We start from the raw sequence: 20,157 nt of genomic DNA, 5'->3' as shown, positions 1-20,157 counted from the left end.
GGCGCCGTACCGCCCTCCCGTCACCCGCCACCACCCCAGCAAGGAGCTCCGCGCACCTGCCTCCCGTCACCCGCCACCACCCCAGCAAGGAGCTCCGCGCACCTGCCTCCCGCCGCCCGCCACCACCCTTGCGGGGAGCGCCGCGCGCACCCGTACTATCGATGTATGGCTACGGAAGACGCGGTGCTTGAGGCACTGGCGACAGTGAACGACCCGGAGATCCACCGCCCGATCACCGAGCTGGGCATGGTGAAATCGGTCGACATCGATCCTGACGGTGTGGTCGCTGTCACGGTGTACCTCACCGTCTCCGGCTGTCCTATGCGCGAGACGATCACCAGGAACGTGACCGAGGCGGTGGCCCGCGTCGAGGGCGTCTCGCGGGTCGAGGTGACCCTCGACGTCATGAGCGACGAGCAGCGCAAGGACCTCGCGGCGTCGCTGCGCGGCGGTACGGCGGAGCGCGAGGTGCCCTTCGCCAAGCCCGGCTCGCTGACCCGGGTGTACGCGGTCGCCTCCGGCAAGGGCGGCGTCGGCAAGTCCTCGGTGACGGTGAACCTCGCGGCGGCGATGGCGGCGGACGGGCTGAAGGTCGGTGTCGTGGACGCGGACATCTACGGGCACAGCGTGCCCCGGATGCTCGGTGCGGACGGCAAGCCCACCCAGGTCGAGAACATGATCATGCCGCCGTCCGCGCACGGCGTGAAGGTCATCTCCATCGGCATGTTCACCCCGGGCAACGCCCCCGTGGTGTGGCGCGGCCCGATGCTGCACCGCGCGCTCCAGCAGTTCCTCGCCGACGTGTACTGGGGCGATCTCGACGTCCTGCTGCTCGACCTGCCGCCGGGCACCGGTGACATCGCGATCTCGGTCGCCCAGCTCGTGCCGAACGCGGAGATCCTGGTCGTCACGACCCCGCAGCAGGCCGCGGCCGAGGTGGCCGAGCGGGCCGGTTCGATCGCCGTCCAGACCCACCAGAAGATCGTCGGCGTCGTCGAGAACATGTCCGGCATGCCGTGCCCGCACTGCGACGAGATGGTCGACGTGTTCGGCTCCGGCGGCGGCGCCCGGGTCGCCGAGGGGCTGACGAAGACCGTCGGCGCCGAGGTGCCGGTGCTCGGCTCCATCCCGATCGACGTACGGCTGCGTGAGGGTGGCGACGAGGGCAAGCCCGTCGTGCTGTCCGACCCCGACTCCCCCGCCGGCAAGGCACTGCGCACCATCGCGGGCAAGCTGGGCGGCCGTCAGCGCGGCCTGTCGGGCATGTCGCTGGGCATCACCCCGCGCAACAAGTTCTGACACCGGACACACGCGGGGAAGGCCGGGGCCCGATGGCCCCGGCCTTCCCCGTTCCGTGCCCGGTCACGCGCGTACGCCGTCCCGGGCCGGATCAGGCGTACGACTCGATGTCCTTGACCTCCGAGAAGCCCAGGCCGTACGCGCTCATCCCGCGCCCGTAGGCGCCGATGTGCACCCCGCCGGGCGCGGAGCCGGCCAGCACCCAGCCGAACTCGGACTCGCGGTAGTGGAAGGGCACCGGCACACCGTCGACCGGCAGGGACAGCACCGACCAGGCGGGGCCCTCCAGGTCGTCGGCGAGTTCGAACGCCGTCTCCGTCTGCTGGTCCAGCCAGTCGTCGCGCAGGGTGTGGTCCAGCTGCGGGGGCCAGGTGCAGGCCAGCAGGCCCGAGCCCGCCAGCCAGGCCGCGGAGGAGACCGTCGTGGCCTCCAGGACCCCGGTGCCGTCGCCGCTGCGCCGTACGGGGCTGCTGCCCACGGTCACCACGACCGCGAAGCGCTGTTTGTCCGCGCCGGAGTCGCCCCGTACCAGGGGCTCGTCACCGTGGCCGATGGAACCGTGCTGCACGGAGCCGTCCGCCGCCGTGCCCAGCGGCATCAGCCGGCGCGGGCCGGTGAACGCCTCGTCCAGCGCGTACCAGGGGAAAGGGGACCGCAGATAGTCGTCGACCACGAGCCGGGCCGCCGGGACCGCCTCCGCCGTGACCGTGTCCGGCGCGTCCTGTGCGCCCACCCGACTCGTTGTCTCCATCAGCCCGGCCGCCTCCTCGATCCATAGGGTCCGGAGCGGCCCGCCCCCCGCGGGCGTCTCACAACCGGACAGATGGAGAATAGCCATACCGTCCGGGCGACCCGGGATTGGCAGCCCTCAGGTGGCGTCCGCGTCGAACGGCGGCGGGGTGTCCTTCGGCGGCTGCCCGCCCTTCTTGAGCAGGTCGGGGGCGCCCTTCGAGCCATTCGCCGCGGTGACGGACGCACCGCCCGACACGCCGGTCTTCGCCTCGACGGACTCCGTGCTCCGCCCGTTCACCACGTCGGTGATCTCGTTGACTTCCTTGCGCAGGTCGAAGCTCTCGCGGATTTCCTTCAGTCCCAGATCGTCATTGCCGTCCATGAGCTGCTTACGGACGAATGTCTTGGGATTGAGGTCCTCGAACTCGAAGTCCTTGAACTCCGGCCCGAGCTCCGTGCGGATGTCCTCCTTGGCGCTCTCCGAGAACTCACGGATCTTGCGGATGAAGCGGGAGGCGTCCTGGATGACCTTGGGCAGCTTGTCCGGACCGAAGATGAGCACGCCGAGAATCGCGAGCGTCAGCAGCTCCAGTGCGCCTATGTCGTTGAACACCTTGCGGCTCCTCGTCTTCTCCGCGACCAGCTCGGATGAGGTCCGGACTCGGCCCACGGTACCCGGGGAATCTGTCCGGACGGTAGCTTCCCGTGGCCGTCACGTGCCGGTTGCCGACCCCAGGGTCAAAGTTATGGACAGGTCTTTACCACCGCGGGTCAGGGTGAACTCAAGACGGTCGCCCGGCCGGTGCGAGCGGATCTTGACTATCAGCTCCTCGCCGCTGTGCACCCTCTTCCCGTCCACCCCGGTGATGATGTCGTCCGGCCTGATGCCCGCCTTGTCCGCCGGACCGCCCGGTGTCACGGGCGAGGCGCCCCGGGCACCCGACCCGACCTTGGCGCCGTCCCCGGTGTACTTCATGTCGAGAGTGACACCGATCACGGGGTGGGTCGCCTTGCCGGTGTTGATCAGCTCCTCGGCGACGCGCTTGCCCTGGTTGATCGGGATGGCGAAGCCTAGGCCGATGGACCCGGCCTGCCCGCCCTCGGCCGAGGAGCCGCTGTCGGCGGCGCGGATGGCGCTGTTGATCCCGATGACGTGGGCGTCGGTGTCCACCAGCGGGCCGCCGGAGTTGCCCGGGTTGATCGGGGCGTCGGTCTGGAGCGCGTTGACGTAACTGACGTCGCTGCCGTCGCCCTTCTCGCCGCCCGCGGTGATCGGCCGGTCCTTGGCGCTGATGATGCCGGAGGTGACGGTGTTGGACAGGTCGAACGGGGCGCCGATGGCCACCACCGGGTCGCCGACCTGGACGTTGTCGGAGTTGCCCAGCGGCAGCGGTTTCAGCCCGGAGACGCCGCTGACCTTGACCACGGCCAGGTCGTAGCCGCTGTCCTTGCCGACGACCTCTGCCCTGGCGGTCTCGCCCCCGCTGAACGTCACGGTGATCTCGCCGGAGGAACCGGCCGGGGCGACCACGTGGTTGTTGGTGAGGATGTGGCCCCGGTCGTCCAGAACGAAGCCGGTGCCGGTGCCGGACTCGGTGGAACCGCTTACGTGCAGGGTCACCACGCTGGGCAGGGCACTGGCCGCGATGCCCGCCACGCTGTCCGGGGCACGGCCGCCGCCGTCCCGCTCGTCCTGCGGCAGCTCGACGCTGGTGAGGCCGCCGTTGCGCTCTATGTAGGCGCCGATACCGCCGCCGATACCGCCCGCGACCAGGGCGAGGAGCAGCGCGCCGACCAGCGTCGCACCACGCCGGTTCTTCCGCCGGCCGTCGGGGAGCGGAGGCCCCGGCTGGGTGACGAGGGGCTGCCGGGGCGCCCCCCAGGGGTCGTAGCTCTGCCACTGCGGGGCCGGCGGGTGCGGTGCGGGCGCGTGCGCGGCCTCCTGCGGCTGCTGGGGCGGTGCCGGGGGTGGGAAGGCGGGCGCCGGATCGGCGGGTGCGAGGGTCATGCCCGCGCCGTTCGTCCCCGCGTACGGCGGTGGTACGGGCGTGCCGTGCGGGGGCGTCGGCCGCTGCACGGGAGGGGCGGGCGCCCATGGTCCGGGGCCGCCGTAGGGCGGGGTGCTGTACGGGTCCGGCTCGTGCAGGGGCTGCGCGGGGCGCGGGGTGTCGACGGCCACGGGGGCTTCCCTGGCATCGGGAGCCCCGGTGGCCTCGGGCGCCACCGGGGACTCGGGCGCCGCGTGCTCCCGCTGCGCGGTCTCCGGCTCGGGGCCGGGTGCGGGCGGCGCCCCGGCCGTGTCCGCCGGCGACGGGGCCGCGTCCTGGACGGTCGGCTCATCGGGCGCCGTGGGGGTGGTGCGCCCCGCCGTGGGCCGGCTCCACCACTTCGCCCTGGGCTCGGTCGGCTTCCCGTCGTCCATCGTCTCCCCGCAACTGCCGCAACCGGCCTCCGCACGCCCCCGCAGGGGCGTCCCACCCGAAAATCCTGCCGGAATTCAACCAGGTTTGAGCCGGACCTGTGCAGCCCGTGCGGGCCGCTGGATCAGCGACGCGGGGAGAGCGGCAGCCCGTGGTCGGAGGAAGCCGGTTTCGCGGCGGCCGACGTGGGCGGCAGGGAGGACGTCGCCGAGCGGACGGGCAGGACCGGATCGAGCCCGCTGCCCAAGGCACGGGCGAGCAGGGAATCGTCGCCGGGGCGTATCAGCGCGGGCTCGGACTCGTCGGAGCGGAGGGAGAGCCCGAACGGGCTCGCCGTCAGCCGGCCGGTGGCCAGGAGCGAGGGGGCCGGGGTGTACGCGGGAGGCGCGGTGTTCACCACGAGGGAGACCGGGAGGTCGTCCCGGCGCTGCGCGGTGAGCGATCCCTGCCCCGAACCGCTCCGGCGGCCGGTCGTGGCGCCCGTACCGGCGCGGGTGTTGGTGTCGACCGGGGTCACGGTGTTGCCGGAGCCTCCGGCGCGGGTGTTGGCGTCGGCGCCGGTACTCGTCGGCAGGGCGCCGCCGAGCGCGATGGCGGCCAGCGAGACGGCGCTGGCGGCGGCGAAGGCGAACCTGCGGCCCCGCCAGGGCGAGCGGTCGGCCTCGCGGCCCACCTCGTGGATGCGGAAGACGGAGCCGGCCGGTCCCGCGGGGAGCGCGGTGCCGGAGCCGTGGACGGTCGGGAGGTAGCCGAAGCCGTCCAGGGGGCCGCCGCCCGGGGTCAGGTCGGCTCGGCCGTTCCCGGGGCGCGTCCCGGGCACCGGTCCGTCACCGAATCGCCCGGAGCCGCCCAGAGGTCTTCCCCGACGGTCGTCGTCACCACCCGGCGGGCCGCCCGGAAGGCCCTGGAGGCGGGCCAGGAACCCCTCGGAGGGCGAGGGAGGGGCCGCCTGCGCGAACACGTCCTTCAGGCGGCGCTGGGCGGCCGCCTCGGCCTTGCACCGGGCGCAGGTCGCGAGGTGGGCGAGGACCCGGTCGCGGGCGTCGTGTTTGAGCTCGCCGTCGACGAGCGCGGCGAGGCGGTCCCCCAGGTGTTGTTCCGCGGGGGTCGGAACTGTGCCACTCACGCCGTGCCGCCCTCCCCTGCCAGGAGGGCGCCCGCCAGCGAGCGCTGCTCGGCGCGCGCCTCGGGCGAGCGGTGCCGCAGCGCCTTGCGCAGGTGCGAACGCCCGCGGTGGATGCGGCTGCGCACCGTACCGAGCTTCACGCCGAGCGTCGCGGCGATCTCCTCGTACGACAGTCCCTCGATGTCACAGAGCACGACGGCGGCCCGGAACTCGGGCGCGAGGGTGTCCAGCGCCTGCTGGACGTCCGCGTCGAAGTGGGTGTCGTTGAACACCTGCTGGGGGGAGGGCTCGCGGCTGGGCAGGCGCTCGGCCGCGTCGTCCCCGAGGGAGTCGAAGCGGATGCGCTGCTTGCGGCGGACCATGTCCAGGAAGAGGTTGGTCGTGATGCGGTGCAGCCAGCCCTCGAAGGTGCCGGGCGTGTACGTCGACAGCGAACGGAAGACCCGGACGAAGACCTCCTGCGTGAGGTCCTCGGCGTCGTGCTGGTTTCCTGTCAGCCGGTAGGCAAGGCGGTAGACACGACCGCTGTGCGTGCTGACGATCTCTTCCCATGTGGGCGGGGTCCACGCCTGGGATTCCGCATCTGAGGCGAAGGTCGCGGTCGGTGCGGAGTCGTTGGAAGAACGGTCAGCAATGTCGGTCACGGATTTCGGCTCACCCGCCGACCTGAGAAAGCGCCGCAGCACTCCTCCCCGATCCACAGGCGCAGCCGCACCTCCCCTGTCGGCTCTGGTGGTGTCCAGTGGAGCCCCTACCATAGCCACCTCGCCCGTTAGCTCCGGATAAGCCTTTTTCCAGCTGGGGCCGGGGATCTCCCCGGAACCGCCGCCCGCGCACCGGACCCGATCGGCGGGCCTGATCCACGGGCTTTCCCCCGCGCTTACACAACGCCCGGTCCCATCTGCGGGTTCCCGGGTCCAGCGGATACAGTCACCGTTGCGCCAACTAAGGGGACAGGAGAGGGTCATTACCGCCAACCGGCAGACGAGCTGGGCGTTCGCCGACGCCTTTGTCGCCGAGGACGAAGCACTGCGCTGGGCCCGGGACCGTGCCCGGGACGCGGGGCTCCGCTCGGTGTCGCCAGGCACCGGCGCAGCGCTGCGCCTGCTCGCTGCCACGACGGACGCCAAGGCCGTGGCGGAAATCGGCACCGGCACCGGCGTGTCCGGCATCTATCTGCTGCACGGGATGCGGCCGGACGGGGTGCTGACCACGGTCGACCCGGAGCCCGAGCGCCAGCAGTTCGCCCGTGAGGCCTTCCGGGCCGCGGGCTTCGCCGCCAACCGCTCCCGCTTCATCCCCGGCCGCGCGCTCGACGTGCTCCCCCGGCTCGCGGACGGCGGTTACGACCTCGTCTTCTGCGACGGCGACCGCATGGAGAGCCTGGACTGCCTCGCTGAATCGTTGCGCCTGCTGCGGCCCGGAGGCCTGGTCTGCTTCGAGGGCGTCTTCGCGGACGGCCGTACGGTCGACTCCGCGGCCCAGCCCGCGGAGGTGCTGCGGCTGCGCGAGCTGCTGCGCGCGGTCCGCGAGAGCCAGGAGCTGATGGCGACCCTGCTGCCGGTGGGTGACGGCCTGCTCTGCGCGGTCCGCCGGGGCTGAGCCGTACGGCTCCCTCCGGCGTCCGGCCCCGGACGCACTACTGCCCCGGCACGGGAACCGTGCCGGGGCAGTAGTGAAGTGTGGGCGCCTCTGCTCAGCCGACGACCTTCTTGAGGGCATCGCCGAGGGCATCGGCCTCGTCCGGAGTCAGCTCCACGACAAGCCGACCGCCGCCTTCGAGCGGAACGCGCATGACGATGCCCCGCCCCTCCTTTGTCACCTCGAGCGGGCCGTCGCCCGTCCGCGGCTTCATGGCCGCCATGCTCGTTCCCCTTCCTGAAACCAGCTCATCGCAACCGGCGGCCCCATGACAGGCGCTGCCTCACCGGCATCGAACACAGTGCTTCCAGGTCATTATCCCGCATCACCGACCCCGATGACCAACATCGCTCTGCATCGCTTGCGCAACGCGCACACTCAAAACCACCCAATTCGGCGATCCGACTGCGATACTCCGGCCCCTGCACCCCCTCTGCGGCACGGAATTATTTGACGCAGGTCACATGTCCGCCCAGGGCGAAGTCGGCCATGCTTGCGTGGACAGGCTGGTGAACGACACGCAAAGGGGACCATCCATGGCCGATCACGACGACGCGGTGCTCTACGACCTCAGCGACGGGCTCGCGACGATCACGATCAACCGCCCCGACGCGATGAACGCCATGAACACCGCGGCCAAGGTCGCGCTGCGCGACGCCCTGCGGACGGCCGGCGCCGACACCGGCGTACGGGCCGTGCTGCTCACCGCGGCCGGCGGACGGGCCTTCTGCGTGGGCCAGGACCTCAAGGAGCACCTGACCAAGCTCGCGGAGGCCCAGGAGTCGGGCGGCGGCAACGCGCTCAGCACGGTGAGCGAGCACTACAACCCGATCGTGCGGGCCCTCACCGAGATGCCGAAGCCGGTCGTGGCCGGGATCAACGGTGCCGCCGCCGGCGCGGGCTTCGGCTTCGCGCTCGCCTGCGACTACCGGGTGGCCGCCGACACCGCCTCGTTCAACACCTCGTTCGCCGGGGTGGCCCTGACCGCGGACTCGGGCGTCTCCTGGACCCTGCCCCGGCTGATCGGCCACAGCCGCGCCGCCGACCTGCTGCTCTTCCCGCGCTCCATCTCGGCGCGGGACGCCCACGACCTGGGCATCGTCAACAAGCTGGTGCCCGCGGCCGATCTCGCCGCCGAGGCGGCCGCCGTGGCCCGCGTCCTGGCCGGCGGGCCGACGGTGGCGTACGCAGCGCTCAAGGAGTCGCTCGCCTTCGGCGCCGGGCACACCCTGGGCGAGGCGCTGGAGAAGGAGGACGAACTCCAGACGAAGGCGGGCGTCTCCGAGGACCACTCCATCGCGGTGCGGGCCTTCCTCGCCAAGGAGAAGCCGAAGTACCTCGGGCGCTAGGGGCTGTCCCGCCCTGCCGCGTTCCCTTACGCGGGGGTGGGGCGGGAGACGCAGTCGGCGAGGTGGTCGTCGACCAGCCCGCACGCCTGCATCAGGGCGTAGGCCGTGGTCGGACCGATGAAGCGCAGCCCCCGCTTCTTCAGTTCCTTCGCCAGGGCCGTCGACTCGGTGGTGACCGCCGGTACGTCCGCGAGGGTCTTCGGGGCCGGCCGGCCCACCGGGTCCGGGGCGTACGACCAGATCAGCTCGTCCAGCTCGCCGGCCCGCCAGCCGGCCAGCGTCCGGGCGTTGGCCATGGTCGCGTCGACCTTCGCGCGGTTGCGGATGATGCCCTCGTCGGCCAGCAGCCGCTCGCGGTCCGCGTCCGTGAACGCCGCCACCGCCGGGATGCTGAACCGGGCGAACGCGCTGCGGAAGCCCTCCCGGCGGCGCAGGATCGTCAGCCAGGACAGCCCGGACTGGAACGCCTCCAGGCACAGCCGCTCGAACAGGGCGTCGTCGCCGCGGACCGGGCGGCCCCACTCGGTGTCGTGGTACCAGAGGTAGTCCTCGGTGGACAGGCCCCAGGGGCAGCGCAGCTCGCCGTCGGCCGCCGCCACGGCCTCGCCGGTCATCGGCCGGCCTCCCCGTCGGGGCGGTCCGTCCCGGCGTCCTGCGGCTGCGGCGGGGCGGCCTGCGCGGCGGGCTCCGTGGGGGCCTGCCGGGGCCGGTCCGGGCCGGCCGGCGGCTCCTTGAGCAGGTCGGGGCGGCCGGGGCGGGTGGCCTGCGCTCCGGCGAGCGCCGCCTCCAGCTCCGCGATCCGCGCGTCCCGCTCGGCGAGCTCGGCTCCGAGCCGGCTCAGCGCGTCGTCCACATCGGCCATCCGGTAACCCCGGGCGGCCACGGGCAGCCGCAGCGCCTCGACATCCGCCCGGCCGACCGGACGGGCGGCGGGCAGCGGGTCCGTCAGCTGCTCGGGCGCCACGTCCTGCAGGATGGCGCTCCTGCCTCCACCGACCACCGCGAGGGTGACCGCGGCAACCACCACCACCATCGCCAGCAGCAAGAACCAGAACACGCGTATCTCCCCGGGAGCGGAATTCGTCCGGGTCCGATCGTGCCATGAGGCAGTGACAGTTAGGGTCGGCAGTTGGCCTCGGCAGGTCATCTGCCGGGCGGATTCACAGAGAGGGACTCGGATGGCAAGCGGTGCGCTCCGGCTGGGGCGGCGCGAATTCGGTGCGCACGAGCCGGTGATCATGGCGATCGTGAACCGCACCCCGGACTCCTTCTACGACCGGGGCGCCACCTTCCGGGACGAGCCCGCGCTCGCCCGGGTCGAGCAGGCCGTGGCCGACGGCGCGGCGATCATCGACATCGGCGGGGTCAAGGCCGGGCCCGGCGAGGAGGTCACCGCCGAGGAGGAGGCCCGCCGCACGGTGGGGTTCGTCGCCGAGGTGCGCCGCCGTCACCCGGACGTGGTGATCAGCGTCGACACCTGGCGCCACGAGGTCGGCGAGGCGGTCTGCGAGGCCGGGGCGGATCTGCTGAACGACGCGTGGGGCGGGGTGGACCCGAAGCTGGCGGAGGTCGCCGCGCGGTACGGGGCGGGGCTCGTCTGCACGCATGCCGGGGGCGCGGAGCCGCGGACCCGGCCGCACCGGGTGGGGTACGAGGACGTGATGGCCGACATCCTCGGGGTGACCGTGGGGCTGGCCGAGCGGGCCGTGAAGCTCGGGGTCCGGCCGGACGGGATCATGATCGACCCCGGTCACGACTTCGGGAAGAACACCCGGCACTCACTGGAGGCGACGCGCCGGCTCGGCGAGATGACGGAGACGGGGTGGCCGGTGCTGGTCTCGCTCTCCAACAAGGACTTCGTGGGCGAGACGCTGGACCGGCCGGTGAAGGAGCGGCTGCTCGGGACGCTGGCGACGACGGCGGTGTCGGCGTGGCTGGGGGCGCGGGTGTACCGGGTGCATGAGGTGGGCGAGACGCGGGAGGTACTGGACATGGTGGCGTCCATCGCGGGGTGGCGGGCGCCGGCGGTTGCGCGGCGAGGGCTGGCGTAGGGGGGCGGGGCGGGCGTTGCGCCTGCGGGCGCGCGGCGCCCCCGGGTCCGCAGCGCCTGCGGGCGCGCGGCGCCCCCGGGTCCGCAGCGCCTGCGGGCGCGCGGCGCCCCCGGGTCCGCAGCGCCTGCGGGCGCGAGGCGCCTGCGGGCGCGAGGCGCCTGCGGGCGCGAGGCGCCTGCGGGCGCGAGGCGCCTGCGGGCGCGAGGCGCCTGCGGCGGGCCTGTTCCCCTACCCGCCCCTTCCCGAAACCGGGGCGCTGCCCCGGGCCCCGCTCCTCAAACGCCGGAGGGGCTTGAATTCGCCTCCGCCGGTGGGCGAGATCCAGCCTCGCCGGCATTTGAGGAGCGGGGCCCCGAAATCCCCGGCTCCTCCGGCGATTGAGGAGCGGGGGTCCGGGGGCAGCGCCCCGGGCTCAGCGGCCGACCTCCTTCGTGACCAGGGCCACCGCCTCGTCCACGTCGTCCGTCACGTGGAAGAGCAGGAGGTCCTTCTCCGATGCCTTGCCCTGGGCCACCACCGTGTCGCGCAGCCAGTCGACCAGGCCGCCCCAGTAGGCCGTGCCGAACAGGACGATCGGGAAGCGGGTGACCTTGCCGGTCTGGACGAGGGTCAGCGCCTCGAAGAGTTCGTCCAGGGTGCCCAGGCCACCGGGCAGGACGACGAAGCCCTGGGCGTACTTCACGAACATCGTCTTGCGGACGAAGAAGTAGCGGAAGTTGACGCCGATGTCGACGTGCTGGTTGAGGCCGGACTCGAAGGGCAGCTCGATGCCGAGGCCGACCGAGACGCCCTTCGCCTCACGCGCCCCCTTGTTCGCCGCCTCCATCGCCCCGGGGCCGCCCCCGGTGATGACCGCGAAGCCCGCGTCGACCAGCGCCCGGCCGATCCGTACGCCCGCCTCGTACTCCGGCGCCCCGGCCGGCGTGCGGGCCGAGCCGAAGACGCTGATGGCGCTCGGCAGTTCGGCGAGCGCGCCGAAGCCCTCGACGAACTCCGACTGGATGCGCATCACCCGCCACGGGTCGGTGTGCACCCACTCGGAGTCGTCCTCGGAGTCCAGCAGCCGCTGATCGGTCGTGCCGGGCTGTACCTGGTCCCTGCGGCGCAGTACCGGGCCGAGCCGCTGCTCCTCGGGCAGTACCGCGCCCTCGGGGATCTCCGCACCCTCGGGAATGCGCGCATCCTCGGGATTGCCCATGACCTGCTCCCTCCGCCGACGTCGGAGGCGCCCTGCGGCGCCTCCGTCTCGTGCCAGCGTAGATCGCCGCGGGTTAAGGGCGGAGGAATGCGGGAGGTCGGATCGTGGGTCAGGCGGTGAGCCAGGAGCGCAGACGGTCCTCGCAGTGGGTGATGCGCTCGACCTTCACGTGCTCGTCGCGCTTGTGGGCGAGGATCGGGTCGCCGGGCCCGTAGTTCACCGCGGGGACACCGAGGGAGCCGAAGCGGGCGACGTCCGTCCAGCCGAACTTGGGGCGGGCGGTGCCGCCGACCGCGTCCATGAACGCCTTGGCCGCCGGGTGGGAGAGGCCGGGCATGGCCGCGCCGGAGTGGTCGTCGACGGTGAACTCGGCGACGCCGCAGCCGTCGAAGACCTCGCGGACGTGGGCCAGGGCCTCTTCCTGGCCGAGGTCGGGGGCGTAGCGGTAGTTGACGACGACCGTGCAGGCGTCGGGGATGACGTTGTTGGCGACGCCGCCCTCGACACGTACGGCATTGAGGCCCTCGTGGTATTCCAGGCCGTCGATCACCGGCCGGCGCGGCTCGTAGGCCGCGAGGCGGGCGAGGACCGGGGCGGCGGCGTGGATGGCGTTGGACCCCATCCAGCTGCGCGCGGAGTGCGCCCGTTCGCCGTCGAGGTGGAGGAAGACGCGCAGGGTGCCCTGGCAGCCGCCCTCGACCTCTCCGTTGGAGCCTTCCAGGAGGACGGCGAAGTCGCCCGCCAGCCAGTCGGGGTGGGCGTCGGCGATGTGGCCGAGGCCGTTGAGGTGGGCGGCGACCTCCTCGTTGTCGTAGAAGACGAAGGTGAGGTCGCGGTTGGGCTCGGGCACGGTGGCGGCGATCCGCAGCTGGACGGCGACGCCGGACTTCATGTCGGAGGTGCCGCAGCCCCAGAGCAGGCCGTCGGCGTCGAGCCGGGAGGGCACGTTGCCGGCGATCGGCACGGTGTCGATGTGACCGGCCAGGATGACGCGTTCGGAGCGGCCGAGATCCGTCCTGGCCACGACGTTGTTCCCGTACCGCTCGACGGTCAGGTGCGACAGCGGCCGCAGCGCCGACTCGATGGCGTCGGCCAGGTCCTTCTCCTCCCCGCTGACCGAGGGGAAGTCGACGAGCGCGGCGGTGAGCGCGGGTCCGTCCAGGGTGAGGTCAAGCGTGCTTTCGGCCATGGCTACGACCCTAGCGTCTGTCGTACGGTGACCCCGTGCCCAGGACCGTTCCCGCTGACCGCCCACGCCCACGCCCCGGCCGCAGCCGTCGGCTGCGGATCGCGGCGGCCTTCGGGGTGCTCGTCGCGGTGGGGGGATATCTGACCTTCCAGTACGTTTCGGGCGGCCGGGGGTCCGATCAGTGCACGGTGCGGTCGGCGGACGGCACGTACCGGCTGACGCCCGAGCAGGCCGCGAACGCGGCGACGATCTCCGCGGTCGGCACCACGCGCGGGATGCCCGAGCGGGCGGTGACGATCGCGCTGGCGACGGCGTTGCAGGAGTCCGGGCTGCGCAACCTCGACCACGGCGACCGGGATTCGCTGGGGCTGTTCCAGCAGCGCCCCTCGCAGGGCTGGGGCAGCGAGAAGGAGGTCATGGACCCGGTGTACGCGGCCGGGAAGTTCTACGAGCACCTGGCCGAGGTGCCCGGCTATTCGCGGCTGCCGCTGACCGAGGCCGCGCAGCGCGTCCAGCGCAGCGGCTTCCCGCAGGCGTACGCGAAGCACGAGCCGGACGCCGCACTGCTGGCCGCCGCGCTGACCGGGCGCACGCCGGGCGCGCTGGACTGCGAGCCGCCGCGGTCCACGGCCGGGACGGGCGACGCGTCCAAGGTGCGGGCCGCCCTGGTGCGGGCCTTCGGCAAGAAGGTGCTGCCGGGGCCCGCTGCCACGGCGGGCTCGTCGGCCTCGGGCGCGCTCACGGTGCCGGTGCGGGCCGACCGCCGCGCCGCCCGGGACGGTGCGCCGCAGCGGGGCTGGGAGCTGGCGCACTGGGCGGTGGCCCAGTCCGAGGCGCTGGGCATCGACCAGGTGGCGTACGGGGGCCGGGTGTGGACCGCCGGATCGGGCTGGCACACGGAGCGCGAGGAGTCGAAGCGCACGGAATCCGACACCGCCGAGGTCCGGATGCGCCTCCTGCGATAGGGCGCGTCCGGCGCCCGTGCGCGCGTACGAGGTGTCATCCGTGCGGGGGGACCCTGGCCCGCGCCGACGCCCCCGGCGCGGGGGTGCCCGGCCCGTCTCTCCGCTCCCCCGATTCCCTTGTGCCGCACGGGGAGTGACGGTTCGGCGGGTGCTCGCGGAATGCTGCGTTTGCCCGGGTTCCTCCGCTGAGGATTATCCGACGCATTACTCACTCTTTACGCCGTCGCACCGCAACCTCACCCGCCCCCACGACGGTTGTCATGGCGTCCGACCCACGGACAGCCCGAATTCCCCTCCCGTCGAAGGAGCATCATGTCCCTCCCCCTGACCCGTCGGATCGCCCGTACCGCGCTGCTGATCGCGGCGGGTGCGGCCCCCGTGGTCGGTGCGGCCGGCGCCGCGGGTGCCGCGGAGCTCCCGCAGGCCCCGGACCTCGGCGGTCTCACCAGCGTCGAGGGTTCCGGTCTCGGTAAGACGGTCGAAGGCGCGGCCCAGCCGGCCTCCGACACCGCGGGCAAGGCCGGCGGCAAGGTCGTCGGCACCACGCTTCCGGTGGCGAGCAAGACCCTCGGGGACGTCGGCACCAAGGCCGCCCCCGCCGCGAAGAACGTCACCAGGACCGCCAAGGGCGCGGCTGACGGCGACGCCGTCGGCACCGTCTCCAAGACCGCCGAGGGCGGCCTGCCCACCGACGCCCTCACCAAGGGCCTGCCGATCGGCTGAGGCTCTGCCGGTTTCACAGCCATGCGTGAGGGCCCCGGGAGTGCGCACTCCCGGGGCCCTCACGCATGCCGTGCCCGAAGAGCTCAGCCCAGCCGCTTGACCGCGGCCGCCACGCGCTCGTCGGTGGCCGTGAACGCCACGCGTACGAAGCGGTCGCCCGCCGGTCCGTAGAAGTCGCCGGGCGCCACCAGGATGCCCAGCTCCGCCAGGTACGCCACGGTGTCCCAGCACGGTTCGTCGCGGGTCGCCCACAGGTAGAGGCTCGCCTCGCTGTGCTCGATCCGGAAGCCGTGCGCCTCCAGGGCCGTGCGCAGGGCGGCGCGCCGGTCCGCGTAGCGGGTGCGCTGCTCGGCGACGTGCGTGTCGTCGCCGAGAGCGGCGACGGTCGCGGCCTGGACGGGCGCGGGCGTCATCATCCCGCCGTGCTTGCGGATCAGCAGCAGGTCGCCCAGCACGGCCGCGTCGCCCGCGATGAACGCGGCGCGGTAGCCGGCCAGGTTGGACCGCTTGGAGAGCGAGTGGACGGCGACGATGCCCTCGTAACTGCCGCCGCAAACGTCCGGGTGGAGCACGGAGACCGGTTCCGCTTCCCAGCCCAGCTCCAGGTAACACTCGTCGCTGAAGACCAGTACGCCGTGCTCGCGCGCCCAGGCGACGATCCGGGTCAGTTCGTCCTTGGCGAGGACCCGGCCGGTCGGGTTGGACGGGGAGTTGAGCCAGAGCAGCTTCAGCCCGGCCGGGTCCAGCTCGGTCGGGTCGTCGTAGGCGACGGGCTCGGCGCCGCAGAGCCGGGCGCCGACCTCGTACGTCGGGTAGGCGAGCCGCGGGTAGGCGACCCGGTCGCCGGAGCCGAGGCCGAGCTGGGTCGGCAGCCAGGCCACCAGTTCCTTGGAGCCGACGACGGGCAGCACGTTCTCGTGGGCCACCGAGACCGCGCCGAGCCGCCGCTCCACCCAGCCGCTGAGCGCGTCGCGCAGCGCGGCCGTCCCCCACACCGTCGGATAGCCGGGGCTGTCCGCGGCCGCGACGAGCGCCTCGCGGATCAGCTCGGGCACCGGATCGACCGGGGTGCCGACGGACAGGTCCACGATGCCGTCCGGGTGGGCCTCGGCCGTCGACTTGTAGGGCGCCAGCTTGTCCCAGGGGAAGACCGGGAGGCGGGAGGAGACTGCGGACACGGCTCTCTGCTTTCTCGTACGGGGTACACGCGGGCGGCCCGGAAGGGGCCGCGGGAAACACCTCGGTCCCGCACGGCGACGAGCCGTACGGGACCGGGGTGGCGCACGTGCCGGGGCGCTGTTACTGGTTCTGCGGCGGCAGCGCGGCGATGAACGCGTGGTCGCGCTCGATCAGGCCCAGCTTGGAGGCACCACCCGGCGATCCGAGGTCGTCGAAGAACTCGACATTCGCCTTGTAGTAGTCCTTCCACTCGTCCGGGGTGTCGTCCTCGTAGAAGATCGCTTCCACCGGGCAGACCGGCTCGCAGGCTCCGCAGTCGACACACTCGTCCGGGTGGATGTACAAGGACCGCTGGCCCTCATAGATGCAGTCGACGGGGCACTCTTCGATGCAGGCCTTGTCCTTTACGTCGACACAAGGCTGCGCGATGACGTAGGTCACGCTGTCGTTCCTCCTCGGTAGGGCGTTGGCTCTCGCGCGGGAGCGCGGCGTCGTCGATGCCCGCACCTAGTATCTCCGTTCGCGGGCACGATCCGAACAGGAGGGGCGGACAGAGCTGTGGAATTCACCATCGGCGGACGGCTTGAGGTCCGAATTGCACCAGCTGACGTGGGCAAACGGGTATCAGTCCGACGGGTGACCGAGGATGGCCCGCAAGGACCGAAGTTCAGCGACACGGTCGGTGTTCTCACATCGTGGGACGAAGGTGTGCTCTCCGTCACACCGAAGAACGGGGATTCGGTGCGCATCGCGGAGTCGGCCCTGGTAGCGGGCAAGGTCGTGCCGTCCGCCCCGGCCCGCCGGCGCGGACCCGCCGCCTCCTTCGGGGAACTCGCCCGGGTGACCGCGCGGGCGTGGCAGCCCGTGGAGAGCGAACCGCTGGGCGAGTGGCTGCTGCGCGCCTCCGGCGGTTTCACTCGGCGCGCCAATTCCGTCCTTCCCCTCGGCGACCCGGGCGTGCCGCTCGGCGTGGCGCTCGGGCGGGTGAAGCAGTGGTACGAGGACCGGGGTCTGCCCGCGTACGTACAGACCGCGACCGGTGCCGAGGGCACGCAGGAGGAGCTGTGCGCGGCGCTGGAGGAGCACGGCTGGCGGCGCGAGGTGACGGCGTCCGTACGGATCGCCGCCCTGGCCCCGATCGGTGATCTGCCGGCCGAGGTGTCCCGGGTGCGGCTGGGCCGTACGGCCGACGAGGCGTGGCTCGGCCGCTATCAGCGCGTCGGGACCCCGGGCCCGGAGGTGACCTCCGTGCTGAACGGCGGCCCCTCGGTGTGGTTCGCCTCCGTGCCCGGCGAGCCCGGGGACGAGGCGCCCGCCGCGATCGGGCGGTGCGTGGTGGACGGGCGGTGGGCCGGGTTCATGGCCGTCGAGGTGGCTCCCGAGCACCGCAGGCGGGGGCTCGCCACCACGGTGATGGCCGCGCTGGCCCGGCAGGCGATGGACGAGGGCGCGTCGGCGGCCTGGCTCCAGGTGGAGGAGGACAACGAGGGCGCCCGCGCGCTGTACGACGGGATGGGGTTCGCGGCCCACCACCTCTACCACCACTTCCGGCCGGTGTGACCGGTGGCCCCCGGGAGGAACGACCGCGAGGAGCGGCGCCGCCGGTTCGCCGACGAGGCCCGCGCCGAGCGGCCCGACCTGGCGCTCCTGTGTCTGCTGGTGGCCGCCGAGGCGGACCCCGCCCTGGACACGCACGGCATCGACACGGCCCAGATCGAGCTGGACCGGCTCGCCGGACTGCTCCCGTACGGGCTGCGCGACGGCCGCGCCTGGGCGTCCGCGCTGGCCGAACTGCTCGGTGAGCGGTACGGGTTCGAGGGCGTGCCCGCGGACTACCGGCGCCTGGAGTCGTCCCTGCTGCACGAGGTGCTGCGGCGGCGGCGCGGGCTGCCGATCCTGCTGTCGGTGGTGTGGATCGAGGTCGCGAGGCGGGCGGGCGCCCCGGTGTACGGGGTGGCTCTGCCGGGCCACTTCGTGGTCGGCTTCGGCGATCCCTCCGAGCGGGTGCTCGCCGATCCGTTCGCCGGGGGCCGGCCGCTGACGGACCAGGACGCGGAGCTGCTGGTGACGAGCGCGACCGGGGAGCGGTGGGAGCCGGCCGCCCTGGAGCCGGCCCGGCCGCTGGAGGTCGTGCTGCGGATCCTGAACAACATCCGGGCGTGGGCGGCGGCCCGCCCCGAGCAGATGGCCGTGGCGCTGTGGGCGGTCGAGCTGTCGCTGCTGCTGCCGTCGCACCCGGCCCGGCTGCGCTACGAGCACGCCCAGCTCCTGGTGCGCGCCGGGGAGTTCCTGCGCGGGGCCGAGGAGATGGAGGAGTACGCACGGGTGGTCGAGGAGATCGAGCCGGCCGCGGCCGAGGCGGTGCGGCACAGCGCGCGGGCCGCGCGGGCGCTCCTGAACTGACGGGGCGGAACGCGGTGCGGGGTGGGCCGTGCCCAAACCTCGTGGGGCGCGCCATGCCGTCCAACGGGTGATTATCCGTTCTTCGCCACTCGATGAGCCCACGCCGTAGCTCCAATGCGGGGCTCTCCGATGGCGCGCTCCGGCGTTCCGACTGACGGTGGATCACGTAGCCGCTGCGTCACCGGGAGTCGACACACCGTCACTCCTCGCAGGGGCGACGAAAGGAAATGTGTTCAGATGCGCTCTGCCCGCACACTGTTCGCTTCGGCCGCCGTGACGGCGGTCCTCACGATCACCGCTCCCTCGGCCTACGCCCTGACCGTGGCCGCCGACCAGCACGACGGCGGCTCCTCCAGCGCCCACGAGCACGGCAAGTCCGACGACGACGGCTGGAAGAAGGACAAGCCGCACGGCGGCGTCCACACCGGAGGCGGCGCGCTGTCGATGACGGTCGCCAAGGAGTGGCAGCCCGGTGACGAGGGTGGCAAGTACAAGGACGAGGACAAGCCCCACGGCGGCGTCCACACCGGAGGCGGCGCCCTCGCCAAGTCCGTCGCCGAGGGCTGGCAGCCCGGTGACGAGGGTGGCAAGTACAAGGACGAGGACAAGCCCCACGGCGGCGTCCACACCGGAGGCGGCGCCCTCGCGAACACCGTCGCCAAGGAGTGGCAGCCGGGCAACGACGAGAGCGGCAAGACCGGCTCCGCGTCGAAGTCCGAGGACGAGGGCTGGAAGAAGGACAAGCCCAGCGGCGGCATGCACACGGGTGGCGGCGCGATGGCGATGACCGGCAGCGGTCTGGCCGCCGGTTCGCTGCTGCTGCTCGGCGGCGCGGGTGTCGCCGCGTACCGGCTCCGCCGCCGCCAGGCGTCCGGCGGTGCGATGGCCTGACCAGGCCGCTCAGCGGGCCCCTGGCCGTCGCGGTCGCCGTCCCTGCGGACGGCGACCGCGGCGCCTGCGTTTCCCGGGTCCGCGCTCGCCCGAACCGCACCGCACGCACGAAAGGCACGTTCCCATGGCCGCCCCGCAGTCCTCCGACTCCCCCTCCACCGGGGCCGCGTCCGGCACCGGCACGCTCGGCCGGGCCCTGTTCTGGCCCGTCGCGGCGGCCGGCCTCGGCGCGCTGCTCATCTACCACTCCATCGGCGCCCCCGTCGACGACAAGGCGCCCGCCCCGCCCGCCGCGGTCGCGCCCGCCGCCCCCTCCCCCGCGGCCTCCGCCTCCGGGACGGCCGCGCCGAGCCCCGCGCCCGCGCTGCCGCGCTCGCTGCCGACGCGTCTGCGCATCCCGGCCATCGCGGTGGACGCGCCGTTCACCCAGCTGTCGATCGGGGCGTCCGGGCGGCTCGACGCGCCGCCCCCGAACGACAAGAACCTGGTCGGCTGGTTCAAGGACGGGGTGACGCCCGGCGAGCGCGGGGCGTCGATCGTCGCGGGCCATGTCGACACGACGACCGGCCCGGCCGTCTTCCTCCAGCTGCGTTTCCTGCGGCCCGGCGCGAGCGTCGACATCACCCGCGCCGACGGCACGGTCGCCTCGTTCTCGGTCGACACCGTGGAGACGTTCAGCAAGGCGGACTTCCCCGACAAGAAGGTGTACGCCGACACCCCGGACGCCCAGCTGCGCCTGATCACCTGCGGTGGCAACTACGACCGGAAGGCCAAGGACTACGAGGACAACGTCGTGGTCTTCGCCCACCTCGACTCGGTCAAGAAGGCATGAGCCGGCCTTCCCCGCGTACGGGCGGAAAAACCCCGCGCGCACGGTACGGGACGGCTGTTAGCGTCTCCCCCATGAAGCGTGCCGCTATGACGACGACGCCGGAGAGTGTCCCGGCGCGCTGACCGATGACCAGTCAAGCCCCGGGGCGAGTGCCCCGGG

At 72.9% G+C, this 20,157-nt stretch carries 22 protein-coding genes; 10 read left to right on the top strand and 12 right to left on the bottom strand.

The window, feature by feature from the left end; translation table 11 throughout:
• The first annotated feature begins 165 nt into the window (after window positions 1-165).
• Window positions 166-1,299, top strand: coding sequence for an Mrp/NBP35 family ATP-binding protein (locus B082_RS0100400; protein ID WP_199783734.1), 1,134 nt, complete (start codon window positions 166-168; stop codon window positions 1,297-1,299).
• Between the two features lie 91 nt (window positions 1,300-1,390).
• Here B082_RS0100400 and B082_RS0100395 read toward each other — a convergent pair whose 3' ends face one another.
• The 5 genes from B082_RS0100395 to sigE all read right to left on the bottom strand — a co-directional run bounded on the left by B082_RS0100395 (window position 1,391) and on the right by sigE (window position 6,335).
• Window positions 1,391-2,050: a hypothetical protein gene (locus tag B082_RS0100395; RefSeq protein WP_026249264.1), complete on the bottom strand. Its 660-nt coding sequence runs from the start codon at window positions 2,048-2,050 to the stop codon at window positions 1,391-1,393.
• 117 nt (window positions 2,051-2,167) lie between these two features.
• On the bottom strand, window positions 2,168-2,644 hold the full coding sequence (locus B082_RS0100390) for a sec-independent translocase (protein ID WP_018549840.1): 477 nt from the start codon (window positions 2,642-2,644) through the stop codon (window positions 2,168-2,170).
• Window positions 2,645-2,743: 99 nt separating this feature from the next.
• Window positions 2,744-4,453: a S1C family serine protease gene (locus tag B082_RS0100385; RefSeq protein WP_018549839.1), complete on the bottom strand. Its 1,710-nt coding sequence runs from the start codon at window positions 4,451-4,453 to the stop codon at window positions 2,744-2,746.
• A gap of 122 nt (window positions 4,454-4,575) precedes the next feature.
• Entirely contained in the window at window positions 4,576-5,577 is a 1,002-nt protein-coding gene (locus B082_RS0100380) for an anti-sigma factor family protein (protein ID WP_018549838.1), read from the bottom strand.
• A complete protein-coding gene (gene sigE / locus B082_RS0100375) occupies window positions 5,574-6,335 on the bottom strand; it encodes an RNA polymerase sigma factor SigE (RefSeq protein WP_202453307.1) in 762 nt (253 codons plus the stop codon). The genes B082_RS0100380 and sigE overlap by 4 nt, the downstream gene beginning before the upstream one ends.
• A gap of 178 nt (window positions 6,336-6,513) precedes the next feature.
• On the opposite strand from sigE, the gene B082_RS35355 reads away from it, so the two are divergent.
• A complete protein-coding gene (locus B082_RS35355; RefSeq protein WP_026249263.1) occupies window positions 6,514-7,179 on the top strand; it encodes an O-methyltransferase in 666 nt (221 codons plus the stop codon).
• Between the two features lie 94 nt (window positions 7,180-7,273).
• Here the strand turns inward: B082_RS35355 and B082_RS37655 are convergent, their stop codons facing one another.
• The gene (locus B082_RS37655; protein ID WP_003966491.1) at window positions 7,274-7,441 is read right to left on the bottom strand and encodes a DUF3117 domain-containing protein; all 168 of its coding nucleotides are present in this window, start codon (window positions 7,439-7,441) and stop codon (window positions 7,274-7,276) included.
• Between the two features lie 313 nt (window positions 7,442-7,754).
• Here B082_RS37655 and B082_RS0100360 point away from each other — a divergent pair, with 313 nt between their 5' ends.
• Window positions 7,755-8,567, top strand: a complete 813-nt coding sequence (locus B082_RS0100360; protein ID WP_018549835.1) for an enoyl-CoA hydratase-related protein — start codon at window positions 7,755-7,757, stop codon at window positions 8,565-8,567.
• A gap of 26 nt (window positions 8,568-8,593) precedes the next feature.
• Here the strand turns inward: B082_RS0100360 and B082_RS0100355 are convergent, their stop codons facing one another.
• Window positions 8,594-9,181, bottom strand: a complete 588-nt coding sequence (locus B082_RS0100355) for a DNA-3-methyladenine glycosylase I (RefSeq protein ID WP_018549834.1) — start codon at window positions 9,179-9,181, stop codon at window positions 8,594-8,596.
• Window positions 9,178-9,624, bottom strand: a complete 447-nt coding sequence (locus B082_RS35350) for a hypothetical protein (protein ID WP_018549833.1) — start codon at window positions 9,622-9,624, stop codon at window positions 9,178-9,180. Before B082_RS35350 ends, B082_RS0100355 begins: the two co-directional genes overlap by 4 nt.
• 121 nt (window positions 9,625-9,745) lie before the next feature.
• On the opposite strand from B082_RS35350, the gene folP reads away from it, so the two are divergent.
• Window positions 9,746-10,618, top strand: coding sequence for a dihydropteroate synthase (gene folP, locus B082_RS0100345; protein ID WP_018549832.1), 873 nt, complete (start codon window positions 9,746-9,748; stop codon window positions 10,616-10,618).
• A 412-nt stretch (window positions 10,619-11,030) separates the two neighbouring features.
• Here folP and B082_RS0100340 read toward each other — a convergent pair whose 3' ends face one another.
• Entirely contained in the window at window positions 11,031-11,816 is a 786-nt protein-coding gene (locus B082_RS0100340; RefSeq protein ID WP_018549831.1) for a TIGR00730 family Rossman fold protein, read from the bottom strand.
• A gap of 109 nt (window positions 11,817-11,925) precedes the next feature.
• Complete coding sequence (gene dapE, locus B082_RS0100335) at window positions 11,926-13,005, bottom strand: succinyl-diaminopimelate desuccinylase (RefSeq protein ID WP_018549830.1); 1,080 nt, start codon at window positions 13,003-13,005, stop codon at window positions 11,926-11,928.
• A gap of 35 nt (window positions 13,006-13,040) precedes the next feature.
• Between dapE and B082_RS0100330 the strand changes: the two genes are divergently transcribed.
• Both B082_RS0100330 and B082_RS0100325 read left to right on the top strand, forming a co-directional pair.
• Window positions 13,041-13,970, top strand: a complete 930-nt coding sequence (locus B082_RS0100330) for a hypothetical protein (protein ID WP_420707652.1) — start codon at window positions 13,041-13,043, stop codon at window positions 13,968-13,970.
• 312 nt (window positions 13,971-14,282) lie between these two features.
• Complete coding sequence (locus tag B082_RS0100325) at window positions 14,283-14,693, top strand: hypothetical protein (RefSeq protein WP_018549828.1); 411 nt, start codon at window positions 14,283-14,285, stop codon at window positions 14,691-14,693.
• 83 nt (window positions 14,694-14,776) lie between these two features.
• Here B082_RS0100325 and dapC read toward each other — a convergent pair whose 3' ends face one another.
• Together dapC and fdxA are read right to left on the bottom strand one after the other, a co-directional pair.
• Window positions 14,777-15,871 (bottom strand): succinyldiaminopimelate transaminase, encoded by a 1,095-nt coding sequence (dapC, locus tag B082_RS0100320; RefSeq protein ID WP_018549827.1) that lies wholly within the window; start codon window positions 15,869-15,871, stop codon window positions 14,777-14,779.
• A 121-nt stretch (window positions 15,872-15,992) separates the two neighbouring features.
• The gene (fdxA, locus tag B082_RS0100315) at window positions 15,993-16,313 is read right to left on the bottom strand and encodes a ferredoxin (RefSeq protein WP_018105475.1); all 321 of its coding nucleotides are present in this window, start codon (window positions 16,311-16,313) and stop codon (window positions 15,993-15,995) included.
• Between the two features lie 117 nt (window positions 16,314-16,430).
• On the opposite strand from fdxA, the gene B082_RS0100310 reads away from it, so the two are divergent.
• From B082_RS0100310 to B082_RS0100295, 4 genes are all read left to right on the top strand, one after another.
• Complete coding sequence (locus tag B082_RS0100310) at window positions 16,431-17,432, top strand: GNAT family N-acetyltransferase (RefSeq protein WP_026249262.1); 1,002 nt, start codon at window positions 16,431-16,433, stop codon at window positions 17,430-17,432.
• Window positions 17,433-17,435: 3 nt separating this feature from the next.
• The gene (locus B082_RS0100305; RefSeq protein ID WP_018549825.1) at window positions 17,436-18,275 is read left to right on the top strand and encodes a transglutaminase-like domain-containing protein; all 840 of its coding nucleotides are present in this window, start codon (window positions 17,436-17,438) and stop codon (window positions 18,273-18,275) included.
• Window positions 18,276-18,512: 237 nt separating this feature from the next.
• Window positions 18,513-19,166: a hypothetical protein gene (locus B082_RS0100300; RefSeq protein ID WP_018549824.1), complete on the top strand. Its 654-nt coding sequence runs from the start codon at window positions 18,513-18,515 to the stop codon at window positions 19,164-19,166.
• Window positions 19,167-19,290: 124 nt separating this feature from the next.
• Complete coding sequence (locus tag B082_RS0100295; protein ID WP_018549823.1) at window positions 19,291-19,998, top strand: class F sortase; 708 nt, start codon at window positions 19,291-19,293, stop codon at window positions 19,996-19,998.
• Window positions 19,999-20,157: the final 159 nt, after the last annotated feature.

This window comes from Streptomyces sp. ATexAB-D23, assembly GCF_000373645.1.
GTDB lineage: Bacteria > Actinomycetota > Actinomycetes > Streptomycetales > Streptomycetaceae > Streptomyces > Streptomyces castrisilvae.
Note: the sequence above shows the minus strand (reverse complement) of the source record. Positions and strands in the feature narration are given on the sequence as shown.